Consider the following 17,803-nt stretch of genomic DNA (forward strand, 5'->3'; position numbering starts at 1 on the left):
GGGTCAGGCCGGGTGGTGCGGCTGCGGCCCGGCCGATGCCCGGCCGGGCGCCTTCGAGGCGTCCGGGCCCGGTCGGGCCTCGCGCGATGCCTGGAGGTAGTCGGCCAGCTGGCCCTGCTGGCCGGCGGTGAGCCGCAGGGCCAGCTTGGTGCGCCGCCACAGGATGTCCTCGGCGCTGCGCGCCCACTCCTGCTCGACCAGGTAGTCGACCTCGGCGGCGGTCAGCCCGGCCCCGAAGGCCTGGCCCAGCGAGGCCTGGGAGTCCCTGCCGTCGAGGAACTCCCGGCACAGCGCGCCGTAGGTGCGGGCGAAGCGACGGGCCTGCTGGGTGTCCAGGAAGGGATACTCCTCGAGCAGCCGGGCCTCGAAGGCGGCCTGGTCGCCGATCTCGCCGCCCGGCAGGGGCGTCTCGGCGGTCCAGGGCGGGCGCATGTCGGGAAGGTGGGGGGAGAGCGCGTCCAGGGCCGCCTCGGCCAGCTTGCGGTAGGTGGTGATCTTGCCGCCGAAGACCGACAGCAGCGGCGCGCCGCGGGTGTCGAGGTCCAGCGTGTAGTCGCGGGTCATGGCGGAGGGATCCGTCGACTCGTCGTCACACAGCGGCCGCACCCCGGAGAAGGTGCGGATCACGGCCTCGCGGGAGAGCTGGGTACGGAAGTGGGCATTGACCACCGAGAGCAGGTAGTCGATCTCCTCCTGTGATGCCTCGATACGTGAGGGATCTCCTTCGAAGCGCCGGTCGGTGGTGCCGACCAGGCTGAACTCCTCCTCGTAGGGCAGCACGAAGACGATGCGCCCGTCGGTGTTCTGGAGGATATAGGCCCTGTCGTCGTGGTTCAGGCGCGGCACGATCAGGTGGCTGCCCTGGATCAGGCGCACGCCGTAGCGGGAGTGGCGATGGGCCTGACCGCGGACGACGCCTTCGACCCAGGGGCCGGCGGCATTGACCAGCGTCCGGCAGCGGCGCGTCATGAGCCGGCCGTCGTCGAGATCCTCCAGGGTGAGCTCCCAGACGCCGTCGCGCTCCTGGGCATCGGTGCAGCGGGAGCGGACCAGAATCTCTGCCCCGTGATCCCGAGCCTGCACGGCGTTGAGCACCACCAGACGGGCGTCATCCACCCAGCAGTCCGAGTATTCGAACCCGCGCGTGATGCCGGGGGCGAGCCCCTGCCGGGCGTCCAGCCGAATGCCCCGGGAGCCCGGCAGCTTCCGGCGCTTGCCCAGGTGGTCGTAGAGGAACAGCCCGGCCCGCAGCATCCAGGCCGGCCGCAGGTGGGGCTGGTGGGGCAGGATGAAGCGCAGCGGCCAGATGATGTGAGGCGCCTTGGCCAACAGCACCTCCCGCTCGCGCAGGGCCTCCCGCACCAGCCGGAACTCGTGGTGCTCCAGGTAGCGCAGCCCGCCGTGGATCAGCTTGCTGCTGGCCGAGGAGGTGGCGCCGGCGAGGTCTCCCTGCTCGCAGAGCCCGACCGACAGCCCCCGCCCGGCGGCATCGTTGGCAATGCCGGCGCCGTTGATGCCGCCGCCGATCACGAAGAGGTCGAGGACCTCGTCTGGCTTGTTGCTCATGGAGTCTCCCGTCCGGCATGGCGTCGGACATTCGGTGATGTTTGAAACCGAAAATAGATGAAAGCAAAGCGAACATCAAGGCGCGAAAAACGATCACGCCGGGAGCAGGGCGGCGGCAGGGTGAGCCGGGAAGGGGCCGGGAGGGGTGGGGTAGGGCCCGGCGGTCGTCAGGCCACGTGCAAGGCCACGTCGTGCTGCTTCAGCAGGCGCATGATCGCCTCGGGCGGCTCGCGGTCGGTGAACAGGGCGTCGAGCTGGGCCAGGTTGCCCTGACGTACCACCGGGTTGCGGCGGAACTTGGAGTGGTCGGTCGCCAGGAAGACCTGCCGGGAGTTGCGAAGGATGGCCTGGGCCACCCGCACCTCCTGATAGTCGAACTCCAGCAGGGAGCCGTCCTCGTCGATGCCGCTGATGCCGATGATGCCGTAGTCGACCTTGAACTGGTTGATGAAGTCGATGGTGGCCTCGCCGATGATGCCGCCGTCCCGCGAGCGGACCTGGCCGCCGGCGATGATCACGTTGAAGTCCTCCTTGTGCTGGAGGATCGCCGCCACGTTGAGGTTGTTGGTGATCACCTCGAGGCCCTGGTGCTCGAGCAGCGCCTCGGCGATCACCTCGTTGCTGGTCCCGATGTTGATGAACAGCGACGAATGGTCAGGCACGTGGCGGGCGAGCAGGGTGGCGATGCGCTGCTTGGCCTCCAGGTTCAGGGTCTTGCGGGTCGAGTAGGCAGTGTTGACGGTGCTCGACTCCAGCCCGGCGCCGCCATGCACGCGGCGGATGCGACCCTCGTTGGAGAGGGTGTTGAGGTCGCGGCGAATGGTCTGGGGGGTGACCGTGAAGTGTTCGGTGAGCTGCTCGATGCTGGCATAGCCCTGGCGGCGGACCAGCTCGATGATGGCATCCTGGCGTTGCTGCTGGTTCATGAGGTCTCCTTGGCTGCCCCGATTCTATGTCATCGTGGCCATGGATGCAGGCGCCGGGCCGTTACCCGACTGCGGCGAAAGTCGCACCTCGTGTGGCGCGGCGGCATTTGAGCGGGGCGGCTGGCTGGAGTAGTCTGGATGATCATAAACGAACATTAGCGTTAAAAAGCGAAATTGGCACGCCACGACAACCACAACAGGATGCTTGCTATGGCTTCTTACATTCTGGCCATCGATCAGGGCACCACCAGCTCCCGCGCGATCCTCTTCGACCGCGAGGGGCATAGCGTCGCCTCGGCTCAGCGAGAGTTCCCCCAGCATTTCCCCCATGACGGCTGGATCGAGCATGACCCGGAGGACATCTGGGACACGGTGCTCGCCACCTGTCGCGAGGTGATCGAGAAGACCGGCACCGGGCTGGAGGAGATCGCGGGCGTCGGGATCACCAACCAGCGCGAGACCACGGTGCTGTGGGATCGCGACACCGGCGAGGCCCTGCATAGCGCCATCGTCTGGCAGGACCGCCGTACCGACGAGGCGTGCCGGCGGCTGCGCGAGGCGGGTCACCTCGAGAACGTCCAGGCCCGCACCGGCCTGCTGATCGACCCCTACTTCTCGGCGACCAAGCTCGCCTGGTTGCTCGATGAGGTGCCCGGGGCCCGGGAGCGCGCCGAGCGCGGGGAACTGGCCTTCGGTACCGTGGACAGTTTCCTGATCTGGCGGCTCACCGGAGGGCGGGTGCATGCCACCGACGCCACCAACGCCTCGCGGACCGCGCTCTTCAACATCCATGACCAGCGATGGGACGAGGAACTGCTCGCGCTCTTCGATATCCCGGCGAGCCTGCTCCCCGAGGTCAAGGACTCCAGCGACGACTTCGGCCGCGTCGATGCCCGGTGGCTGGGCGGCGAGCTGGCCATCGCCGGGGTCGCCGGCGACCAGCAGGCGGCGCTGGTGGGGCAGGCCTGCTTCTCGCCCGGCATGGGCAAGAGCACCTACGGCACCGGCTGCTTCATGATCGTCAACACCGGGGAGGCGGCTGAGACGTCCCGCAACCGGCTGCTGACCACGGTGGCGTATCGGCTGAACGGCACCCCGACCTATGCGATGGAGGGCAGCATCTTCGTCGCGGGGGCCACGGTGCAGTGGCTGCGCGACGGCCTCAAGCTGTTCGCCGATGCCGCCGAGACCGAGGCGCTGGCCTGCCAGACGCGCACCGGGCACAGCGTCTACCTGGTGCCCGCCTTCACCGGCCTGGGGGCGCCCCACTGGGACCCCAAGGCGCGCGGTGCCATCTTCGGCCTGACTCGCGATACCGGCATCGCCGAGATCGTGGCCGCCGGCCTGCAGGCGGTCTGCTACCAGACCCGCGACCTGCAGGTCTGCATGGACGACGACATGGCGGCGTCGCCGGGCATCCTCCGGGTCGATGGCGGCATGGTGGCCAACAACTGGGTGATGCAGTTCCTGGCCGACATGCTCGGCGTCCAGGTGGACCGTCCCACCGTGCTGGAGACGACGGCGCTGGGCGCCGCCTACCTGGCGGGCCTGCGGCTCGGCTGGTACCGGGACCTCGATGAGATCGCCGAGATGTGGCGCTGCGAGCGCCGCTTCGCGCCGCAGATGGAGGAGGCCGAGCGCGAACGCCTCTACGCGGGCTGGCAGGAAGCCGTCGAGCGCGTCCGCACCCAGTAGCCGAGCGATCCGTGAGGAGGGCCAACTCGCTGATTCGGCGGAGAAGTCAGGCAGGATTCGGGCTTGCATTTCCCGGGCGGATGCGTAGAATACGCATCCGTTGCCACGGCGAAGTCATGCCGAACATCGCAGCAGGACCATAGCTCAGTTGGTTAGAGCGCCACGTTGACATCGTGGAGGTCGGCGGTTCAAATCCGCCTGGTCCTACCAGCACTGCCCGAGGCGACAGCTTCAGGACCATAGCTCAGTTGGTTAGAGCGCCACGTTGACATCGTGGAGGTCGGCGGTTCAAATCCGCCTGGTCCTACCAGATCAGAGAGCGCCCCGCAGCCATCGGCTGCGGGGCGTTTTTCGTTGCGGCGCACTTCATGTCGGGGCGTCATGTCGGAACGTCATGTCGAGTCGGGCGTCATGCCAGCTCGGTGCGCTCCATGAACACGGCGACCAGCCCCTCGATGCCGAGGCGGTCGGCCTCGCTGAAGCGTCCCGTGGTCGGGCTGTCCAGGTCCAGCACGCCCCACAAACGATCTTCCACCACGATCGGCACCACCAGCTCGGCGCGGGAGTCGGCGTCGCAGGCGATGTGGTCGGCAACGGCATGCACGTCGTCCACGCGCTGGGTCTCGCGGGTGCGGGCCGCGGCGCCGCAGACGCCCTTGTCGAACGGGATGGGATGGCAGGCCGGCTTGCCCTGGAAGGGTCCCAGGCAGAGCAGCTCCGGCTGGCGCTGCAGGTAGAAGCCGGCCCAGTTGAGCTCGGGCAGCTCCTGCATCAGGAAGGCGCAGGTCTGGGCGCTGTTGGTCAGCCAGTCGCGGGTGTCGAGCAGCGCGCCCAGCTGGCGGGCGAGCAGGGGGTAGTCCGGTGTCATGTCGGCTCCTTCAACGAAAGGGAGCCGGCACACCGGCCGGCCCCCAGGTCATCAATCTCTAGACAGCTGGATAGAGAAATTCACTTACTTCCAGCCGGGCACCGCCTGCGGGCCGAACAGCTCGTCCGCCTTGGCCTCGACCTCCTCGGTCTGGTAGGCGCTGACCAGCTGCTGGATGGCCTCGCGTTCCTCGTCGCCGCCGCGCACCACGATCAGGTTGACGTAGGGGGACTCCGGGCCCTCCTTGATCAGGGCGTCGTCCAGGCTCAGCCCGGCCGGCTGGGCGAAGGTGTTGTTGATGAAGGCCATGTCCACGTCGGGCAGCACGCGGGGCAGCTGGGCGGCCTCGATCTCGCGGAAGTCGAAGTCGTGCGGGTTCCCGGTGACGTCCAGCGGGGTGGCCTCCAGGTAGGTCGGGTCATCCAGGGTGATCAGCCCCTCATTGTGCATCAGGATCAGGGCGCGACCCTCGTTGGACGGGTCGTTGGGCAGGGCGATGGTGGCCCCTTCCGGCAGCGCCTCGATGCTGTCGTACTTGTCGGAGTAGGCGCCGATCGGGTAGACGAAGGTGTAGCCGGCGATGGCGAAGTCGTAGCCGCGGTCCTCGACCATGGAGCGCATGTAGGGCTCGTGCTGGTAGGCGTTGGCGTCGAGGCTGCCGTCGGCCAGGGCGGCGTTGGGCGTCACGTAGTCGGTGAACTCGATGATCTCGACCTCGAGCCCATACTCGCGCTGGGCGATCTCGGCGGCCACCTTCATCACGTCGGTCTCGGGGCCGGCCACGGTGCCGACCTTGATGGCGTGCTCGTCGGCCAGGACGGCGCCGGCGGAGAGGGCCAGGGCAGGCAGAATCAGTGCGGAGGCGGCCAGGGTGCCGATCAGGGTCTTGCGCATGTCTTTGTGCTCCTCGTTCAAGGGGTGTCGGTCACGATATTAATGGAATAAACAGAATATTTATAATGCATTCTGGTTATCGACTAGAAAGCGTCACTTGTGGTCGCTCTTGCGGACGAGATAATCGCCCAGGCTCTGGAAGCCCTGGACCATCACCACCAGGATCACCACGGTGATCAGCATGATGGTCGGGTTGAAGCGGTTGTAGCCGTAGCGGATGCCCAGGTCGCCGAGCCCGCCGCCGCCCACGGCGCCGGCCATGGCCGAGTAGCTGACCAGGGTGACGGCCGTCACCGTCAGCGCGGTGAAGATGCCGCCCCGTGCCTCGGGCACCAGCACCTTGGTGATGATCTGCCAGGGCGTGGCCCCCATGGACTGGGCGGCCTCGACGAGCCCCGGCGGGATCTCGTTGAGCGCGCCTTCCACCAGGCGCGCCACGAAGGGAATGGCGGCGATGGTCAGGGGGACCGCGGCGGCGTTGGTGCCGATGGACGAGCCCACCAGCATCCGCGTGAGGGGGATGATGGCCACCATGAGGATGATGAAGGGGATGGAGCGGCCGATGTTGGTGATCGCGCCCAGCACCCGATTGACCACGGGCTCGGCGAGGATCTGCCGCGGCCGGGTGACGTAGAGCAGCACCCCCAGGGGAATGCCGACGAGCGCCGAGATCACCCCCGACACGGCCACCATGTAGAGGGTGTCGAGGGTGGCCTCGAGAATCAGTTCAATCATCGCGCTGGACATGGCCGAGCACCTCCACCTGCAGGTCGTGGGATTCGAGATAGTCGAGGGCCTCGCGGGTCTTCTCCGCCGGCCCCATCAGTTCGGCGATCATCAGGCCCAGGGTGCGATCCTGGATCGACTCCACCTTGGCCTGGAGGATGCTGACGTCGACGCCGCACTCCCGGGCCAGGCGCGAGACCAGCGGCGTCGAGACGGCATCGCCGGAGAAGGCCAGGCGCACCACCGGGTGGCTGTGCGGCCCCGGGGTCTCCTCGAGGCGCTCGATCAGGGCCCGCGGCGGCTCGAGCTCGAGGAACGCATTGAGGAAGTCGCGGCCCAGGCGGGTGCGGGGGGCGGTGAAGAAGTCGCCGACGTCGGCCTCCTCGACCAGCTCGCCGTCGGAGATCAGGCTGACCCGATGGCAGATCGACTTGACCACCTCCATCTCGTGGGTGATCAGCAGAATGGTCAGGCCAAGCTGTTGGTTGATGTCGCGCAGCAGTTCCAGGATCGATCCGGTGGTATGCGGGTCCAGGGCCGAGGTCGCCTCGTCGCAGAGCAGCACCTTGGGGCGGCTGGCCAGCGCCCGGGCGATGGCCACGCGCTGCTTCTGGCCGCCGGAGAGCTGAGCCGGATACTGGTCCGCCTTGTCGGCCAGGCCGACCAGGTCCAGCAGCGGCAGGACCCGTTCGCGGATCGCGGCGCGCTTCATGCCCATCAGCTCCAGCGGCAGTGACACGTTGGCGAAGACGGTGCGCGAGGTCAGCAGGTTGAAGTGCTGGAAGATCATGCCGATGCGGTGGCGGGCCTGGTTGAGCGCCGCCCCGGAGAGGGCGGTGAGCTCCTGGCCGTCCACGGTCACGGTGCCCGTGGTCGGGCGTTCCAGCAGGTTGACGCAGCGGATCAGCGTGGACTTGCCGGCCCCGGAGAGGCCGATCACGCCGTGGATCTCGCCCCTGGGAACATGCAGGTCGGCATGCCGGAGGGCCGTCACGGCGCCATCGCCGCGCCCCCTGGGGTAATAGGTCTTGGAAACGTCGTGTAGTCGAATCATCGCAGCCGCCGGTGGGGCGCCGGCCGGGCGGGCGTGGCAGCGGGACGGGCACGAAAAAAAGGCCACCCTGGCGGGTGGCCATCAACGCTGGACACACCCTTTTAGCTGCACTTCACGCCATGGGCTGCCTCGGGAGGTGGTCCATGACGCCGGCGCCCGCAATCCGGGTACAAATCGGCGCCTTCAAAATGTAGCGCGACATCTTAGGCATCGAACGGTCGTATGTCAAGACGCCCGGGCCATGCCACCATCTGGAATGCCTCGTCATGGTGATTCTTCCTGCCACCTCGCCGGTGGGTGGTGATCCTTGTGCCGACGGCAGGGGCAAGGCGCGTCGCCATGGACGTCGTTGCCCCGGTTTCCTAGACTGGCCGCTTCCGCGGCCCGCCTGAGGCCGACTCGCACGAGGAGCATCCATGTTCACAGGCATCGTACAGGGCACCGCCGAGGTGGTGGCCATCCAGGAGGCCGAGGCCTTCCGCACCCATGTGCTGGCCCTGCCGGCCGAGCTGCGCGAGGGGCTTTCGCTGGGTGCCTCGGTGGCCCACAACGGCGTCTGCCTGACGGTGACCGCCATCGAGGGCGAACGGGTCAGCTTCGACCTGATGCGCGAGACCCTGCGCGTGACCAATCTCGGTGCGCTGAGGGAGGGGGACCGCGTCAACATCGAACGGGCGGCGCGCTTCGGCGACGAGATCGGCGGCCATGCGATGTCCGGCCACATCATGGCCATGGCAGAGCTGGTGGAGCTCGACGAGGCACCCAACAATCGCCGCCTGTGGTTCGAGCTGCCGCCTGCGCTGGGGCGCTTCCTGTTCGACAAGGGCTACATCGGCGTCGACGGCATCAGCCTGACCATCGGCGAGACCCGGACGGCCACCGCCGCCCACGGGCCGCGCTTCTGCGTCGACCTGATTCCCGAGACGCTGGCCCGGACGATCCTGGTGGATCGCGCCCCCGGGGACCTCGTCAATATCGAGATCGACCCCCAGACCCAGGCCATCGTCGAGACGGTGGAGCGGGTGCTGGAATCGCGCGGGATGTGACGCCCCGATGCGGAGTGGACCACGCCGGCGGGTCAGCGTTGGTCGGTCGGGTGGCGAATGGCCCGCAAGTTGCTTAACTAGGTGGAACCCTGCTGCCGATGGGTCCCGACATCTCGCCACACGCCGAGGCTTTGGGTACCATAGGCGGCTTTTCTCGCCACCATCCCGTGGCCCGGGTGCCATTCAGCCCGGGCATCGACGTCACCGCGCGCAGGAAGGACTCCCATGCTGAAACGCCTGATCCACAACCACTTCAAGCTCGACGAGCACCGTACCGACGTGAAGACCGAGGTCATTGCCGGGATCACCACCTTCCTGACCATGGCCTACATCATCTTCGTCAATCCCAGCATCCTCTCCGAGACGGGCATGGATGCCGGGGCGGTGTTCGTCGCCACCTGCCTGGCCGCGGCGGTGGGCTGCCTGATCATGGGCCTCTGGGCCAACTATCCCATCGCCCAGGCGCCCGGCATGGGCCTCAACGCCTTCTTCACCTACGGCGTGGTGCTCGGAATGGGCTACACCTGGGAGGCGGCGCTCGGCGCGGTCTTCTTCTCCGGCTTCATCTTCTTACTGCTCAGCATCTTCAGGATCCGCGAGTGGATCATCAACTCGATCCCGCTGTCGCTGCGCCTGGGGATCGCCGCGGGCATCGGCCTGTTCCTGGCGATGATCGCCCTCAAGAACGCCGGCATCGTGGTGGCGAACCCGGCCACCTTCGTGTCGCTGGGCGACCTCTCCAAGCCCTCGGCCCTCTATGCGCTGCTGGGCTTCTTCGTGATCACGGCGCTGGCCTACCTCCGGGTCACCGGGGCGGTGATGATCGGCATCCTCGGCGTCACCCTGCTGGCGATCATCCTCGGCCACAACGAGTTCGGCGGACTGATGTCCATGCCGCCCTCCATCGCGCCGACCTTCATGGCCCTGGACCTGGCGGGCGCCATGGACGTGGCGATGCTGAGCGTCATCTTCGCCTTCCTGTTCGTCGACCTGTTCGACACCTCCGGGACCCTGGTGGGCGTGGCCCACAAGGGCGGGCTGCTGGACGAGAACGGCAAGCTGCCGCGCATCGGTCGCGCCATGATGGCCGACAGCGGGGCCTCCATGGCCGGCGCAGTGCTGGGCACCTCCACGACCACCAGCTACATCGAGTCCACGGCCGGCATCGTCTCCGGCGGGCGCACCGGCCTCACCGCCGTGGTGGTGGCGGTGCTGTTTTTGATCAGCCTGTTCTTCGCGCCGCTGGCGGGCTCCATCCCGGCCTACGCCACCGCCGGGGCACTGCTCTACGTGGCGGTGCTGATGGCCGGCAGCCTGGCCCACGCCAACTGGGACGACCCGACCGATGCCGCCCCGGTGCTGATCGCGGCCCTGGCGATGCCCCTGACCTTCTCCATCGCGGAGGGGATCGCGCTGGGCTTCATCAGCTATGCCGCCATCAAGACCCTCTCCGGACGGTTCCAGGACCTGAACCCGGCGGTGATCGTGCTGGCGCTGCTGTTCGCCACCAAGTTCCTGTTCCTCACCTGATTCAGGCTGACTGCATTCACTCACCGAGATTCGACCCGATGAGCATCTACGGCGACTACATCAAATCCGTGATCCGCACCGTCCCCGACTGGCCGCAGCCGGGGGTCAACTTCCGCGACATCACGCCGCTGCTGCAGAACAGCGCGGCCTTCCGCAAGCTGGTCGACAGCTTCGTGCACCGCTATCAGGAGATGGACCTCGACGCCATCGCCGCCATCGACGCGCGGGGCTTCATCATCGGCGCGCCGCTCGCCTACGAGCTGGGCTGCAGCTTCGTGCCGGTGCGCAAGAAGGGCAAGCTGCCGTTCCGCACCATCAGCGAGACCTACACCCTGGAGTACGGCGAGGCCGAGGTGGAGCTGCATTCCGATGCGTTCCAGAAGGGCGACCGGATCCTGATCGTCGATGACCTGGTCGCCACCGGCGGCACCATGCTCGCGGCGGCCAAGCTGATCACCCGCAGCGGTGGGCAGGTGGTGGAGACCGCCACCATCGTCGACCTGCCGGACCTCGGGGGATCGCAGCGTATCCGGGAGGCGGGGTACAACGTCTTCGCGGTCTGCTCCTTCACCGAGGACGAGTGATCGCCATGAGCACCCATCGCTATCACCAGCACTTCATCGTTTCCTGGGACCAGCTGCATCGCGACGTGCGCGAGCTCTGCCACCGGCTGGTCGAGCGCGACTTCAAGGGCATCGTCGCCATCACCCGAGGGGGGCTGATTCCCGCCGCGCTGATCGCCCGGGAGCTCAATGTCCGGGTCATCGACACCGTCTGCATCAAGAGCTACGAGCACATGGACCAGGGCGGCCTGGAGGTGATGAAGGGGGTCGACCACGACGGCGAGGGCTGGCTGCTGGTCGACGACCTGGTCGATACCGGCCGCACCGCCAAGGCGGTGCGCGAGATGCTGCCCAAGGCCCACTTCGTCACCGTCTACGCCAAGCCCGAGGGCAAGCCGCTGGTGGACCAGTACCTCACCGAGGTGGCCCAGGACTGCTGGATCCAGTTCCCCTGGGACATGGGCGTGGCCTACGTCGAGCCGCTGGCCGACCAGGCCAAGCGCTGAGTCCGTGAGGCCCGTCGTGAGGAGAGCCCCGTGACGACCTGTCCGCTTCCCGGCAGCTGGCAGCAGTGGCTGGGTGACGAGTTCTCGCTGCCCTACATGCAGTCGCTGCGCGATTTCCTGGCCGCCGAGAAGGCGGCCAGGAAGGTGATCTATCCGCATTCGACCGACTGGTTCCGCGCCTTCGAGCTGACCCCGCTGGACCGGGTCAAGGTGGTGATCCTGGGCCAGGATCCCTACCACGGGCCGAACCAGGCCCATGGCCTGTGCTTCTCGGTGCGCCCCGGCGTGCGCGTGCCGCCGTCGCTCGTCAACATCTACAAGGAACTGGCCAGCGACGTGGGCTTTACGCCCGTGTATCACGGCAACCTGGAGGCCTGGGCGCGCCAGGGCGTGCTGCTGCTCAACACCTCGCTGACGGTGGAGCAGGGCCAGGCCGGCTCCCACCGTGGCAAGGGCTGGGAGACCTTCACCGACCGGGCCATCGCCACGGTGAGCGAGCACGCCGACCCCTCGGTCTTCCTGCTGTGGGGCGGCCCGGCGCGCAAGAAGCGGGCGCTGGTCGATACCTCCCGCCACCTGGTGCTGGAGTCGCCGCATCCCTCGCCGCTGTCTGCCCACCGCGGTTTCTTCGGCAACCACCACTTCTCCCGGGCCAACGCCTTCCTGGTGGAGCAGGGGCGAGAGCCCATCGATTGGCAGCTTCCCGAGACGCCCGAGGGCGATCCTTCCTGACCCCAGCGAGGGGCGCCAGGGGCAGGCCGGAGAGGAGGTCCTGCGCCATGGGTGAGGAAGACTCTTCCGAACGGGCTGGCCATGGATGGCCAGCACCGGTCCTGCAAGCGGAGCGGGACGCGAGAGCGAAGCAGGGCGCAGGTAGCGTACAGGGAAGTATTCACAGCGCCTCCTCGATGGTCCGACACTTCGGGGCCTGTCGCTGGATCAGCTTCGAGCGGTATTGCTGTGTCTTATCGCTGGATCGCGAGTTGCTCGCACAGCTTAACCTCGTCGCCGGATGCGTTTAGAATGGCGCGCAATTTGTCGCCGTCGTCCATCAGACGATCGTCGCCATCCGTCCACCGTCGTCGAAGAGGTCATCCCCCATGAGCGTCCACGCCATCCAGCATCCCCTGGTCCAGCACAAGCTCGGCCTGATGCGCGAGGCCGGCATCAGCACCAAGAGCTTCCGCGAACTGGCCGGCGAGCTGGCCAAGCTGCTCACCTACGAGGCGACCAGCGACCTCGAGCTCGAGACCCAGGAGATCGATGGCTGGAGCGGCCAGCCGATCCCGGTGCAGCTGCTCAAGGGCAAGAAGGTCACCATCGTGCCGATCCTGCGCGCCGGGCTGGGGATGCTCGACGGCGTCACCGACCTGATCCCCAGCGCGCGGGTCAGTGTGGTCGGCCTCTACCGCGACGAGGAGACCCTCGAGCCTGTGCCGTACTTCGCCAAGTTCGCCAAGGACCTGGACGAGCGCATGGCCATCGTCATCGACCCGATGCTGGCCACCGGCGGTACCATGGTGGCGACGCTGGACATGCTGCGCGAGCGCGGCTGCAAGCATATGAAGGTGATCGTGCTGGTGGCGGCGCCCGAGGGCATCAAGCGCGTCCAGGAGGCCTATCCGGACATCGAGATCTACACCGCGGGCATCGACGACCACCTCGACCAGAACGGCTACATCGTCCCCGGCCTGGGCGACGCCGGCGACAAGATCTTCGGCACCCGCTGAACTCCCTCCCGTCCTGGCTTTCCGCACCCGCAGGGCCTGGCCCTGCGGGTGCCTTGCGTTTCGGGGAAGTCTCCCCGCGCCGCTTCCTGCCTCCCGGGCCGCGTCCCCGCCATGCCGCGTGATGTTCGTTTGCGATCACAAAACAACATCATGTCCCACGGGCGCCGCCGCGACGTGCCTTGCGTCGCGTCTAAGACAAAAGTTCAACGATCGATAAAAACATTCTATATCAATTGGTTGATGTGTGGGGTTGGCCAATCGAAGGCAGAGCGTTGGTATTTTCGCTTGTCGACATTTGTGTTTGAAAGCGAATCACGACTACGTTGTAGCGAGCAGTCTCCGTACTCGCCGCATAACAACGACACCACGAGATTCGTATGTCCCTTATCCTAGAAAACATCGACCATGTGGTCGGTGGCGCCACTCACATCGCGGACGTGGACCTGGAGCTCGAGCCCGGCTCCTTCAACGTCCTGCTGGGACGGACCCTTTCGGGCAAGACCACGCTGATGCGCTTGATGGCAGGCCTGGATGCCCCCACCCGGGGCCGCATCCTGATGAACGGTGAAGACGTCACCGGTCGGTCCGTGCGCAAGCGCAACGTCTCCATGGTCTACCAGCAGTTCATCAACTATCCGGCCCTCTCCGTCTACGACAACATCGCCTCGCCGCTGAAACTGGCCAAGGTCTCGCGTGCCGAGATCGACCGGCGGGTTCGGGATGTCGCCGAGATGTTGCACATCGAACATCTGCTTGACCGTCTGCCGCTGGAGCTCTCCGGCGGCCAGCAGCAGCGCACCGCCATGGGGCGTGCGCTGGTCAAGGACGCCGATGTCGTGCTCTTCGACGAGCCGCTGGTGAACCTGGATTACAAGCTCCGGGAGGAGTTTCGTGACGAGCTTCGTAGCGTCTTCAGCGAGCGCAACTGCATCGCCGTCTACGCGACCACCGAGCCCGGCGAGGCACTGGCGCTCGGCGGTAACACCGCCGTGCTCCATGAGGGTCGCCTGCTGCAGTACGGTCGCACCGAGGATGTCTATCACCGCCCGCGGGACATCCTCGCCGCCGAGATGTTCTCCGAGCCGCCGATCAACATCATGCGCGGCATCATCTCCGGCGCCGAGGTTACCTTCGACGAGCGCGTGCATTTTCCCATCAACGACGACCTGCGAACCCTGGCTCCGGGGGAGTACCGCTTCGGCGTGCGCGCCTCGCACATATCGATCACCCCTCGAGCGAAGGACGACATCGAGGTGAAGATGACCGTCGACCTGGCGGAGATCAGTGGCTCCGAGACCTTCCTCCACGTGCACAACGACCTCTTTCACATGACGGTGCACCTGGAAGGGGTCCACGAGTTCGACGTCGATGCCCCCGTGACCCTCTATTTCCCGACCCACAAGGTGTACGCCTTCGACCGGCACGGCGCCGTGGTGCATATCCCGACCCACCTGGGGGGCGTGTGACATGGCAGAGATCACCCTGAATTCGCTGGCCCACACCTACTTGCCCAACCCGGCCTCGCCGGAGGACTACGCGATCCGCGAGATGAATCACGTCTGGCACCAGGGCGGGGCCTACGCGCTGCTCGGCCCCTCGGGCTGCGGCAAGTCGACCCTGCTCAACATCATTTCCGGCCTGCTGGAGCCCTCCAGCGGCGACGTGCTCTTCGACGGCGAACGCGTCAACGCCCTGCCGCCCGAGGCGCGCAACATCGCCCAGGTTTTCCAGTTCCCCGTCATCTACGACACCATGACGGTCTACGACAACCTGGCCTTTCCGCTGCGCAACGTGAAGACCCCCGAGGCCAAGGTCCACGAGCGCGTGATGGAGGTCGCCGAGGTGCTGGAGCTCACGCCCCAGCTGAAGCGCAAGGCCAAGAACCTCACCGCCGACGAGAAGCAGAAGGTCTCCATGGGCCGGGGGCTGGTCAGGGAGGATGTCTCGGCCATCCTCTTCGACGAGCCGCTCACCGTCATCGACCCGCAGCTGAAGTGGAAGCTGCGTCGCAAGCTCAAGGAGATCCATCAGCGCTTCGAGATCACCATGGTCTACGTGACCCATGACCAGCTCGAGGCCTCCACCTTCGCCGACAAGATCGCCGTGATGTATGAGGGCCAGGTGGTCCAGTTCGGCACCCCCCGGGAGCTCTTCGAGGCACCCAACCACACCTTCGTGGGCTACTTCATCGGCAGCCCCGGCATGAACTTCCTGGAGGTTGCGACCCGCGACGGCCGAGTGATGGCCGGCGAGACCGTGCTCGAGGTCGGAAAGGGCGTTCACGACGCCGTGGCCGGAGCGCGTTCCGCCAACATCAAGCTCGGCATCCGCCCCGAGTTCATCGAGGTGCATCCCGAGCCCGTCGACGGCGCCATGGAGGCCAGGGTCGAGCATGCCCAGGACCTCGGCACCTATTCGATCGTCTACCTGACCCTCGGCGGGATCTCACTCAAGGCGCGCATCGAGGAGGACCAGCCGACGCCGACCGGCCGCGCCTGGTTGCGCTTCCCCGACGACCGACTGGGCCTTTACGTCGACGAGTACCGCGTGGAGTTCGACCATGAATAAAGTCTACAACAACAGGGCGTGGTGGCTGATCCTGCCCATGCTGCTGCTGGTGGCCTTCTCCGCGGTCATCCCGCTGATGACCGTGGTGAACTACTCGGTGCAGGACGTCTTCGATGCCAACACCCGCTTCTTCACGGGGACCGAGTGGTTCAAGGAGATGCTCAACGACCCGGCCCTGCAGGCGGCCGTGCTGCGCCAGTTCGCCTTCTCGCTGACCGTGCTGGCCATCGAGGTGCCGCTGGGCATCGGCATCGCGCTGATCATGCCCAAGAAAGGCTGGCAGGCCTCCGCGGTGCTGATCCTGGTCACCATGCCGCTGCTGATCCCCTGGAACGTGGTGGGCAGCATCTGGCAGATCTTCACCCGGGGCGACATCGGCCTGATGGGCTGGAGCCTGCGCGAGCTGGGCTATGGCTACAACATCACGGCGAGCCCGGTGGATGCCTGGGCGACCATCGTCCTGATGGACGTCTGGCACTGGACGCCCCTGATCGCGCTGCTCTGCTACAGCGGCCTGCGCTCGATTCCCGACGCCTACTACCAGGCCGCGCGCATCGATCGGGCCTCCAAGTGGGCGGTGTTCCGCTACATCCAGCTGCCCAAGCTCACCAACGTGCTGGTGATCGGCGTGCTGCTGCGCTTCATGCACTCCTTCATGATCTACGCCGAGCCCTTCGTGCTGACCGGGGGCGGCCCCGGCAGCTCCACGACCTTCCTGAGCCAGTCTCTGACGACCATGGCCATCGGTCAGCAGGACCTGGGGCCCTCGGCCGCGTTCTCGCTGATCTACTTCCTGATCATCCTGCTGGTCACCTGGGTCTTCTACACCGCGATCATGAACATGCAGAAAGACGACAACCACAAGGAGGCCTGAGATGAGTGACTCGTTGCCCACGACCCCCGATGCCGTGCGCCAGCGTGCCGCGGCCGCCGATAACCGTCGTCGCCGCCAGGCGCGCCCGGCCTCCCGTCAGTGGCGCCGTCGTGGCCTGATGACGGCCTACATCGTCTTCGTGCTGCTGCCGATCTACTGGCTGCTCAACATGTCCTTCCAGTCCAATACCGAGATCCTCGGCGGACTGACCCTGTGGCCCGAGAACTTCACCCTCGAGCACTACGCCAAGATCTTCACCGAGCCCAGCTGGTACATGGGGTACGTGAACTCCATCACCTACGTGCTGATGAACATGCTGATCAGCATCGCGGTGGCGCTGCCGGCAGCCTATGCCTTCAGTCGCTACCAGTTCATCGGCGACAAGCACCTGTTCTTCTGGCTGCTGACCAACCTGATGGCGCCGCCGGCGGTTTTCCTGCTGCCTTACTTCCAGCTCTATTACACGGTGGGACTCTTCGATACCCACATCGCCGTGGCCCTGGCCCACTGCCTGTTCAACATCCCGCTGGCCGTGTGGATCCTCGAGGGCTTCATGAGCGGCGTGCCCAAGGAGATCGACGAGACCGCCTTCATCGACGGCTACAGCTTCCCGAAGTTCTTCGTGAAGATCTTCATTCCCATGATCAGCTCGGGGATCGGCGTGACCCTGTTCTTCCTGTTCATGTTCTCCTGGGTCGAGCTGCTGCTGGCAAGCACCCTGACCTCCACCGGGGCCCAACCCATCGCCTCGGTGATGACCCAGACCAAGGGGGCCTCCGGCATCGACTGGGGGACGCTGGCGGCCGCCGGCACCCTGACCATCCTGCCGGGCATCGTGGTGGTCTACTTCGTTCGCAATCACATCGCCAAGGGCTTCGCCCTGGGCCGGACCTGAGGAGGGCACGTCATGGAATGGATGGTCTGGACCACGCCCACCACGGTCTTCTTCGCGGTCATCGCCGCCATGCTGGTCGGCATGACGGCCTGGGAGGTCGCCTCGCCGACGATCGAGCGCAAGGGCTTCCTGCCCATCGCGACCACTCGCGGCGACCGGCTCTTCATCGGGCTGCTTTCCGCCGCCTACATCCATCTGCTGGTCGTGGGCTTCACCCCGCTCAGCATCTGGCTGGCCCTGGGCGCATCGGTGATCTGGCTACTGATCCTGATGCGCTGGGGCTGACTGCAAGGCCATGGAAACCCGCCATGGAAACCACGCCATGTAACACAGGCTTCATGGACGAACGACAACAACCGAAG

The 17,803-nt window shown here is 66.5% G+C and carries 18 protein-coding genes and 2 tRNA genes; 14 read left to right on the forward strand and 6 right to left on the reverse strand.

The features are described from left to right. Nucleotides 1-3: 3 nt before the first annotated feature. Together glpD and BOX17_RS14575 are read right to left on the reverse strand one after the other, a co-directional pair. Entirely contained in the window at nt 4-1,566 is a 1,563-nt protein-coding gene (gene glpD, locus BOX17_RS14570; RefSeq protein ID WP_071945757.1) for a glycerol-3-phosphate dehydrogenase, read from the reverse strand. A 167-nt stretch (nt 1,567-1,733) separates the two neighbouring features. Beyond that, nucleotides 1,734-2,492: a DeoR/GlpR family transcriptional regulator gene (locus BOX17_RS14575; RefSeq protein WP_071945759.1), complete on the reverse strand. Its 759-nt coding sequence runs from the start codon at nt 2,490-2,492 to the stop codon at nt 1,734-1,736. A gap of 210 nt (nt 2,493-2,702) precedes the next feature. On the opposite strand from BOX17_RS14575, the gene glpK reads away from it, so the two are divergent. The 3 genes from glpK to BOX17_RS14590 all read left to right on the forward strand — a co-directional run bounded on the left by glpK (nt 2,703) and on the right by BOX17_RS14590 (nt 4,497). Continuing rightward, nucleotides 2,703-4,187 (forward strand): glycerol kinase GlpK, encoded by a 1,485-nt coding sequence (glpK, locus tag BOX17_RS14580; RefSeq protein ID WP_071945761.1) that lies wholly within the window; start codon nt 2,703-2,705, stop codon nt 4,185-4,187. A 133-nt stretch (nt 4,188-4,320) separates the two neighbouring features. Then, nucleotides 4,321-4,397: transfer RNA gene (locus tag BOX17_RS14585), tRNA-Val, on the forward strand. Nucleotides 4,398-4,420: 23 nt separating this feature from the next. Then, nucleotides 4,421-4,497: transfer RNA gene (locus BOX17_RS14590), tRNA-Val, on the forward strand. A gap of 99 nt (nt 4,498-4,596) precedes the next feature. Here the strand turns inward: BOX17_RS14590 and BOX17_RS14595 are convergent. The 4 genes from BOX17_RS14595 to BOX17_RS14610 all read right to left on the reverse strand — a co-directional run bounded on the left by BOX17_RS14595 (nt 4,597) and on the right by BOX17_RS14610 (nt 7,729). Continuing rightward, entirely contained in the window at nt 4,597-5,055 is a 459-nt protein-coding gene (locus BOX17_RS14595) for a GAF domain-containing protein (protein WP_071945763.1), read from the reverse strand. A gap of 84 nt (nt 5,056-5,139) precedes the next feature. After that, nucleotides 5,140-5,949, reverse strand: coding sequence for a MetQ/NlpA family ABC transporter substrate-binding protein (locus tag BOX17_RS14600; protein WP_071945765.1), 810 nt, complete (start codon nt 5,947-5,949; stop codon nt 5,140-5,142). Nucleotides 5,950-6,042: 93 nt separating this feature from the next. Then, nucleotides 6,043-6,696 carry a methionine ABC transporter permease gene (locus BOX17_RS14605; protein ID WP_071945767.1) on the reverse strand — a complete coding sequence of 218 codons (654 nt, stop codon included), beginning with the start codon at nt 6,694-6,696 and terminating at the stop codon, nt 6,043-6,045. Further along, nucleotides 6,677-7,729, reverse strand: coding sequence for a methionine ABC transporter ATP-binding protein (locus tag BOX17_RS14610; RefSeq protein WP_071945769.1), 1,053 nt, complete (start codon nt 7,727-7,729; stop codon nt 6,677-6,679). Before BOX17_RS14610 ends, BOX17_RS14605 begins: the two co-directional genes overlap by 20 nt. Nucleotides 7,730-8,145: 416 nt before the next feature. On the opposite strand from BOX17_RS14610, the gene BOX17_RS14615 reads away from it, so the two are divergent. The 11 genes from BOX17_RS14615 (at nt 8,146) to BOX17_RS14665 (ending at nt 17,726) form a co-directional block, all read left to right on the forward strand. Further along, complete coding sequence (locus tag BOX17_RS14615) at nt 8,146-8,775, forward strand: riboflavin synthase subunit alpha (protein WP_071945771.1); 630 nt, start codon at nt 8,146-8,148, stop codon at nt 8,773-8,775. 225 nt (nt 8,776-9,000) lie between these two features. Next, nucleotides 9,001-10,305, forward strand: coding sequence for an NCS2 family permease (locus BOX17_RS14620; protein ID WP_071945773.1), 1,305 nt, complete (start codon nt 9,001-9,003; stop codon nt 10,303-10,305). Between the two features lie 38 nt (nt 10,306-10,343). Continuing rightward, a complete protein-coding gene (locus tag BOX17_RS14625; RefSeq protein ID WP_071945775.1) occupies nt 10,344-10,889 on the forward strand; it encodes an adenine phosphoribosyltransferase in 546 nt (181 codons plus the stop codon). Between the two features lie 5 nt (nt 10,890-10,894). After that, nucleotides 10,895-11,374 (forward strand): xanthine phosphoribosyltransferase, encoded by a 480-nt coding sequence (gene gpt, locus BOX17_RS14630; protein ID WP_071945777.1) that lies wholly within the window; start codon nt 10,895-10,897, stop codon nt 11,372-11,374. Between the two features lie 30 nt (nt 11,375-11,404). Then, the gene (gene ung / locus BOX17_RS14635) at nt 11,405-12,106 is read left to right on the forward strand and encodes a uracil-DNA glycosylase (protein WP_071945779.1); all 702 of its coding nucleotides are present in this window, start codon (nt 11,405-11,407) and stop codon (nt 12,104-12,106) included. A gap of 368 nt (nt 12,107-12,474) precedes the next feature. Next, nucleotides 12,475-13,104, forward strand: a complete 630-nt coding sequence (upp, locus tag BOX17_RS14640) for a uracil phosphoribosyltransferase (protein WP_071945781.1) — start codon at nt 12,475-12,477, stop codon at nt 13,102-13,104. A 377-nt stretch (nt 13,105-13,481) separates the two neighbouring features. Beyond that, complete coding sequence (locus BOX17_RS14645; protein WP_071945783.1) at nt 13,482-14,570, forward strand: ABC transporter ATP-binding protein; 1,089 nt, start codon at nt 13,482-13,484, stop codon at nt 14,568-14,570. 1 nt (nt 14,571) lies between these two features. Then, entirely contained in the window at nt 14,572-15,672 is a 1,101-nt protein-coding gene (locus BOX17_RS14650; RefSeq protein ID WP_071945785.1) for an ABC transporter ATP-binding protein, read from the forward strand. Then, nucleotides 15,665-16,546 carry a carbohydrate ABC transporter permease gene (locus BOX17_RS14655; protein WP_071945787.1) on the forward strand — a complete coding sequence of 294 codons (882 nt, stop codon included), beginning with the start codon at nt 15,665-15,667 and terminating at the stop codon, nt 16,544-16,546. The genes BOX17_RS14650 and BOX17_RS14655 overlap by 8 nt, the downstream gene beginning before the upstream one ends. Nucleotide 16,547: 1 nt before the next feature. Continuing rightward, nucleotides 16,548-17,441, forward strand: coding sequence for a carbohydrate ABC transporter permease (locus tag BOX17_RS14660; RefSeq protein ID WP_125925581.1), 894 nt, complete (start codon nt 16,548-16,550; stop codon nt 17,439-17,441). 12 nt (nt 17,442-17,453) lie between these two features. Next, nucleotides 17,454-17,726 carry a DUF2160 domain-containing protein gene (locus BOX17_RS14665; protein ID WP_071945789.1) on the forward strand — a complete coding sequence of 91 codons (273 nt, stop codon included), beginning with the start codon at nt 17,454-17,456 and terminating at the stop codon, nt 17,724-17,726. Nucleotides 17,727-17,803: the final 77 nt, after the last annotated feature.

The organism is Halomonas aestuarii (assembly GCF_001886615.1).
GTDB classification, from domain to species: Bacteria; Pseudomonadota; Gammaproteobacteria; order Pseudomonadales; family Halomonadaceae; genus Halomonas; species Halomonas aestuarii.